This window comes from Synechococcus sp. CCAP 1479/10 (assembly GCF_019038515.1).
In the GTDB taxonomy this organism is placed as follows: Bacteria; Cyanobacteriota; Cyanobacteriia; order PCC-6307; family Cyanobiaceae; genus Cyanobium.
Genome location: NZ_JAFKRJ010000015.1, coordinates 1 through 5,874, shown reverse-complemented (window position 1 = coordinate 5,874; position 5,874 = coordinate 1). Strand labels below are relative to the sequence as shown.

Sequence of the window (5,874 nt, the reverse complement as noted above, 5' to 3'; positions counted from 1 at the left end):
CCAGTTCCGGCACAGACTCCCGCCGCCAGCCGCCCCGCCCCCAGCGTCGCCCGGGCCACCCCGGCACCAACGCCCCGACCCCAGCCCGCCACGGTGGCGGCCGCCCCCCGGCCCGCCAGCACCGCCACCCCCGGCAAGCCGGACTGGCGCAACTACGGCCCCCTGCAGGTGGACTGGGCCAACTGGCAGCCGATGGGCGGCAGCATGGTGGCCCCCACCCTCAATTCCCAGGGGGAATCCCTCTATCTGGCCGTCAACTGCAGCGCCCGCAAGCTCAATGCCACCAGCCAGGCCGGGCAGTGGAAGAGCTGGGACGACCCCCAGGCCGACTTCGAGCAGCAGCTGGTCTCCGACCTCTGCAAGGCCCGCAGCTGAGCGGCGGCCTGGGGCTGACGCTTCAGGCCGACCAGCGCAGGGGCCAGGGATCCCGCAGGTAACTGCGGCCCACCGGGCGCAGGTACAGGCGCTGGGCCCCGTCATCGCTCTCGCTGATCAGTTCCTCCTGCACCAGCCGGCGGGCCAGCCAGGCCCAGGAGGGTTCCTCCTCCCCGTGGGCACCGGCCAGGTCCTCGGCCAGGCTGCGCAGGTCGCGGCCGCTGCGGTCCTCCAGGGCGGAGAGCAGCACGGCTGCCTGCGGGGCCCAGTCGTTGCTGGACCGGGCCGAGAGGCAGTTGTCGCAGCGGCCGCAGGGTGGGGAGATCTCCCCCACGGCCAGCAGCAGGGCCTGCTCCCGGCAACCCTCCCCTTCGGCCACCGCCTCGATGCGCCGCAGCTGCTGCTGGGCCAGTTCGAGCCGGTGGCGCTCCAGCAGCCGCTGGTCGGGGGGAAGCTGCTGGCCGGCGGAGCGCATGGCCCAGCCCAGGCTGGTGCGATCGGCCGGATCGAAGAGCACCAGGCAACGGGCGGGCTGCCCATCGCGGCCGGCCCGCCCCGATTCCTGCAGATAGCCCTCGGCACTGGCGGGCAGGTCGAGATGCAGCACCAGCCCGACGTCCGGCCGGTCGACCCCCATGCCGAAGGCGACGGTGGCCACGAGCACCGGGGCGGGATGCTCCTGGAAATGGCGCAGGGCCAGCTGGCGGCTCTCGGGGTCCATGCCGGCGTGGTAGGCGATCGCCTCCACCCCGGCCGCCGTCAGGCGCGCGGCCCACTGCTCCACCGAGCGACGGGTGCGGGCATAGATCAGCACCGCCCCACGGGCCTCGCCGATCGCCGCCACCACCTCCGTCAGGGGATCGGCGGGGCGCCGCCGCATCGTGTAGGCGAGGTTGCCGCGGCGGGCCGATCGCACCTGCACCAGGGGGCGCCGCAGCTGCAGCAGACGGATGATGTCGGCCCGCACCTGGGGGGCGGCGGTGGCGCTGAGGGCCACCAGCGGCACGCCCGGGCACAGCGCCCGCAGCTGGCCCAGGCGCCGGTAGTCGGGGCGGAAATCATGGCCCCAGGCGCTGATGCAGTGGGCCTCGTCCACCGCCAGGGCCACCAGCCGGCCGGTCTCCAGGGCCTCGTCGAGCAGCTGGCGGGTGGCCTCCGCCTGGGCCCGTTCGGGGGCCAGGTAGAGCAGGCGCAGCCGGTTGGCCGCCAGGCGCTGCTGCAGCTGGCGGCGCTGCCCCGGATCCAGGCCCCGGTGCAGGCAGGCCGCCGGGATGCCGCGGGCCTGCAGCTGGCTCACCTGGTCCTGCATCAGGGCCACCAGGGGGGAGATCACCACCACAAGGCCGTCCCGCACCAGGGCGGGAAGCTGGAAGCAGAGCGACTTGCCGGCACCGGTCGGCAGCACCGCCAGGCAGTCGCGGCCGGCGAGCAGGGCCTCCACCACCGGCCGCTGACCGGGCCGGAAGCTCTCCCAGCCGAAATGGCGCTGCAGGCTCTCGGTGAGGGGATCGGCCCCCAAGCTCACTCCACCGCTGGTACCGCCAGACCCTAGCTCCCACCAGATATAGGGGGCGACTCTTCACTGCAGCGGGGGCGGCTCCAGCTGGTCGGGGGACTCCTCCACCAGCTGGAGGCGCACCCGCTTGCCCCCGGCCAGTTCCCCCAGGGACACCCGCATGGTGGTGCCGCTGAGGCTCTGCAGCACGGTGAGCAGCTCCCGCAGATGGGGCGTGCTGCTGCCGCTCTCCACCCAGAGCCGCTCCTGCAGGCCCCCCAGCCGGCGCCAGCTGGTGTGGAGCTTGAGCACGGCGCTCTCCAGGGCCTGGGCCTGGCCGACCGCATCGGCCAGGAGGCCGAGGGCATCGAGGCGCTGGGCCTCCTGCAGGGCCTTCTCCAGGTCGAGGTTCCCCTGCTGGAAGGCCCGCACCGCCAGGCCCGCCTCGGCCGCCTTGCTGAGCCAGCGGGCCGTGAGGGTCACATCCTTGACCCGCTCCAGCTCCGGTTCATCCCGCAGCACGCGACGCAGGTCGTCCTGCTGCTCCTCCGGCAGCTTGGCCAGTTCCCGCACCAGGGGCGCCACGGCACGGGGAGGCAGCAGGTTGTCGGCGGTGCGCTGGCGGATCTCCTCCGGCAGCAGGGGGCTGGTGGCGGCGGTGAACTCATCGGTGAGCCGGCGCACCTGCTTGCGGGTGATCTGCTGCCCCTCGTTGGCCGCCTCGCTGATCATCAGCTGGACCTCCGGGTCCGCCTGGGCCGTCTCCAGGAAGGCCCGCTTGGAGAAGTTGTTGACACTGGCCTCCTCCAGCAGGCCCTCGCCCACCAGGCCGTCGGCCGATTCCGCCAGCTGGATCAGGGTGTAGGCGCGGGTCTTGCTGATCTCCCGCTCCCGAAGCCACTGCAGGAAGCCGGTGCCACGCCCTTCGCCGCCGCGGCGTTCCCGGTCGCGCACCGAACGCAGGATCCGGCCCCGCCAGATTTCGGTCTGCAGGTCGAAACGGTCGCAGACGGCCCAGGCCTCCTCCAGCCGGGCCAGGAACTCCACCGTGCTGAGGGTGTCGCTCTCCGGATCGGGCAGATCCAGGCGCAGCTGGGGGGCCTCGGGCAGGGCCATGGACGGGACCATCGGCGGGGCCGGCGGTGTGTGCGGGGATGCTGCCACGGGGCCGGCAACGAACCGTGACATCGCCCGGGCACGGGCCCCTGATCGCCGGTAGTGTCGCTCCGCAGACCACCCGACCTTCCAGCCCAGCGATGGCCATCTCCCGCGGCGACAAAGTACGGATCAAGCGTCCCGAGTCCTACTGGTACAACGAAGTGGGCACCGTGGCGTCCGTGGACACCTCCGGCATCCGCTACCCGGTCGTCGTTCGCTTCGAGAAGGTGAACTACAACGGCTACAGCGGTTCCGACGGCGGCATCAACACCAACAACTTCGCCGAGAGCGAGCTCGTCAAGGCCTGAGCTTCGCTCCTGGCCCGCCACGCCCGGCCCTACGATCCCGGGCATGCCCGAGCTCCCGGAGGTCGAAACCGTACGCCGGGGGCTTGAACACCAGACGTCCGGTCTCATCATCGACCGCGTCGAGGTGCTTCGACCCCGCGCCATCGCCAGCCCCGAAGAGCCTGCCGATTTCTGCAGGGCTCTTCGGGGCCTTTGCATTGGCCGGTGGCACCGCCGCGGCAAGTACCTCCTGGCCGATCTCGAAGCCCCGGACGGCAGCCCCGCGGGCCGCTGGGGCGTGCACCTGCGCATGACCGGCCAGTTTCTCTGGCTGGCCGAGGACCGTCCCCCCTGCCCCCACACCCGGGTGAGGGTCTGGAGCGGGGGCGGAGAGGAACTGCGCTTCGTCGACACCCGCAGCTTCGGCCAGATGTGGTGGGTGCCGCCCGGTGTCGACGATGAGGAGGTGATGGGCGGTCTGCGGCGTCTTGGCCCCGAACCCTTCGGGGCAGAGTTCACCGGCGCCTACCTGCGCCAGCGGCTCAAGGGCTCACGGCGGCCGATCAAGAACGCCCTGCTCGATCAGTCGCTGGTGGCGGGGGTGGGCAACATCTACGCCGATGAATCCCTGTTCGCGGCCGGGATCCTGCCCCAGACGCCCAGCGGCCGTCTGCCGCTGAGCCGCCTGGAGCGGCTGCGCCTCTCCCTGGTGGAGGTGCTCGAGACCAGCATCGGCGCCGGTGGCACCACCTTCAGTGATTTCCGGGACCTGCAGGGCACCAATGGCAACTACGGCGGCCAGGCCTGGGTGTATCGCCGCGGCGGGTCAACCTGCCGCCGTTGCGGCACGGTGATCCTGCGCGAGAAGCTGGGGGGGCGAAGCAGCCACTGGTGCCCCTGCTGCCAGAGCTGACCAGGGGCGCGTCCCCGTCATCGCTTCGTTCGCCAGCCATTCCCTTCGTTCCCAAGCCCGCGTGACCAGCGCCCTCGCCGAACAGCTCAGCCAGACCATGGCGGCCGTCCACGCCCGCGGCTGGTGCGACGGCACCGGCGGCAATTTCAGTTGCGTTCTCTCGCGCGACCCCCTGGTTCTGCTGATGGCCCCCAGCGGCGTCGACAAGGGCACGGTCGCCCCGGAGGCCCTGATCCAGGTGGACGCCCATGGGCAGGTGATGGCGGGCGAGGGTCGGGCCAGCGCCGAGACCCTGCTGCATCTGGAAATCGTGGCCCGCACCGGCGCGGGCGCCGTGCTGCACACCCATTCCCACGCGGCCACCCTGCTCTCCGACTGGTGCCTGGGGGAGGGGACGGACGCGGGATCCCTGCCGCTGCAGGGCCTGGAAATGCTCAAGGGACTGGCGGGCATCGACAGTCATTGCCACCGGGTAACACTGCCGGTGCTGGCCAACGACCAGGACCTGGCGCGGCTCAGTGCCGCCGCCGGCCCGCTGCTCGTGGACGCTCCCCACGGCCTGCTGATCGGCGGCCATGGTCTCTACGCCTGGGGGCGCGACCTCGCCGAAGCCCGGCGACACCTGGAGATCCTGGAGTGGCTGCTGGAGCAGCGCTGGCGCCGGCTGCTGCTCGAGGCCGTGGGCCAGCGGCATCCCAAGGCCAGCGGAATCCGGGCCGTGCTGCTCGACATTGAAGGCACCACCTGCCCGGTGCCCTTCGTGAGCAAGGTGCTCTTCCCCTACGCCCGTGAGCGGCTGGATGGCTTTCTGCTGGCGGCGTCCGATGAGCCGGCACTGGCCCCGCTGATCGAGGCCATCGATGCGGCCATGGCAGCCACCGGAAACGACAGCAACCAAGGCGAGACAGTCAGCCACATCAGGAGAGTTCGGTTCCTTCAGGAGCTGATCGATCAGGACCGCAAGCTGCCGGCCCTGAAGGAGCTGCAAGGCCTGATCTGGGATCAGGGGTATGCGAGCGGCGAACTGCGCTGCCCCCTGTTCGAGGATGTGCCCCCGGTCTTGCGGTCCTGGCGCCGGGCAGGGCTGGAGCTGGCCGTCTACTCCTCAGGATCGGTGAAGGCCCAGAAGCTCCTCTACCGCCACAGCAACGCCGGCGATCTCAGCGGCCTGTTCAGCCACTGGTTCGATACAAGCACCGGGACCAAGGGAGATGCCGCCAGCTACCGGGCCATCGCTGCCGCCATGGGCCTGGAGCCCAGGGCGATTCTTTTTGTGAGTGATGTCAGGGCCGAGCTGGAAGCCGCCCGAGCCGCCGGGATGGCGACACGCTTCAGCCGGCGCCAGGACAACCCGGAACAGGATTCCGGCCCCTTCGAGGCGATCACCAGCCTGGCGCAGATCAACGTCTGATCCTGCTCAGCGACAGGAGCAAGGACGAAAGCGACGACGCCATGTCACGACAGAACCATCGGCAGGGGTTGGGGCTGCAGCCACAAAAAACGCCAACAGAAAAGCCACCCTCCTCGGGTGGCTTCTCCTCATTGCCCCCCTAAGGGGACAGAAGTTTTACCTGGCATCGAGCTATTTTCGCAGGGGGCTACCCCCCAACTATCGTCGCCGCTGCTGCGTTTCACAACCGAGTTCG

General features: G+C 70.9%; 6 protein-coding genes and 1 pseudogene. 5 read left to right on the top strand and 2 right to left on the bottom strand.

Translation table 11 applies throughout. The features are described from left to right. On the top strand, nt 1-375 hold a 375-nt coding region (locus KUG39_RS17255; protein ID WP_502988634.1), incomplete at its 5' end, for a DUF8654 domain-containing protein. 22 nt (nt 376-397) lie between these two features. On the opposite strand, the gene KUG39_RS05215 is transcribed toward KUG39_RS17255, so the two are convergent. Then, nucleotides 398-1,894, bottom strand: coding sequence for a RecQ family ATP-dependent DNA helicase (locus KUG39_RS05215; protein WP_190610813.1), 1,497 nt, complete (start codon nt 1,892-1,894; stop codon nt 398-400). 60 nt (nt 1,895-1,954) lie between these two features. Continuing rightward, a complete protein-coding gene (locus tag KUG39_RS05210) occupies nt 1,955-2,998 on the bottom strand; it encodes a hypothetical protein (RefSeq protein WP_216913356.1) in 1,044 nt (347 codons plus the stop codon). Between the two features lie 128 nt (nt 2,999-3,126). Here KUG39_RS05210 and KUG39_RS05205 point away from each other — a divergent pair, with 128 nt between their 5' ends. From KUG39_RS05205 to mtnC, 4 genes and pseudogenes are all read left to right on the top strand, one after another. After that, entirely contained in the window at nt 3,127-3,336 is a 210-nt protein-coding gene (locus KUG39_RS05205) for a photosystem I reaction center subunit IV (RefSeq protein WP_094587464.1), read from the top strand. A 43-nt stretch (nt 3,337-3,379) separates the two neighbouring features. Then, nucleotides 3,380-4,228, top strand: coding sequence for a DNA-formamidopyrimidine glycosylase (locus KUG39_RS05200; protein ID WP_216913353.1), 849 nt, complete (start codon nt 3,380-3,382; stop codon nt 4,226-4,228). 61 nt (nt 4,229-4,289) lie between these two features. Further along, nucleotides 4,290-4,877: pseudogene (mtnB, locus tag KUG39_RS17745) on the top strand (methylthioribulose 1-phosphate dehydratase); the annotation flags it as partial. Nucleotides 4,878-4,907: 30 nt separating this feature from the next. Next, nucleotides 4,908-5,639: an acireductone synthase gene (gene mtnC, locus KUG39_RS17740; protein ID WP_502988635.1), complete on the top strand. Its 732-nt coding sequence runs from the start codon at nt 4,908-4,910 to the stop codon at nt 5,637-5,639. Nucleotides 5,640-5,874: the final 235 nt, after the last annotated feature.

Coding starts and splice junctions, on each gene's coding strand:
- KUG39_RS05210 (WP_216913356.1), bottom strand. CDS start 2,998: ATGGTCCCGTCCATGGCCCTGCCCGAGGCCCCCCAGCTGCGCCTGGAT.
- KUG39_RS05205 (WP_094587464.1), top strand. CDS start 3,127: ATGGCCATCTCCCGCGGCGACAAAGTACGGATCAAGCGTCCCGAGTCC.
- KUG39_RS05200 (WP_216913353.1), top strand. CDS start 3,380: ATGCCCGAGCTCCCGGAGGTCGAAACCGTACGCCGGGGGCTTGAACAC.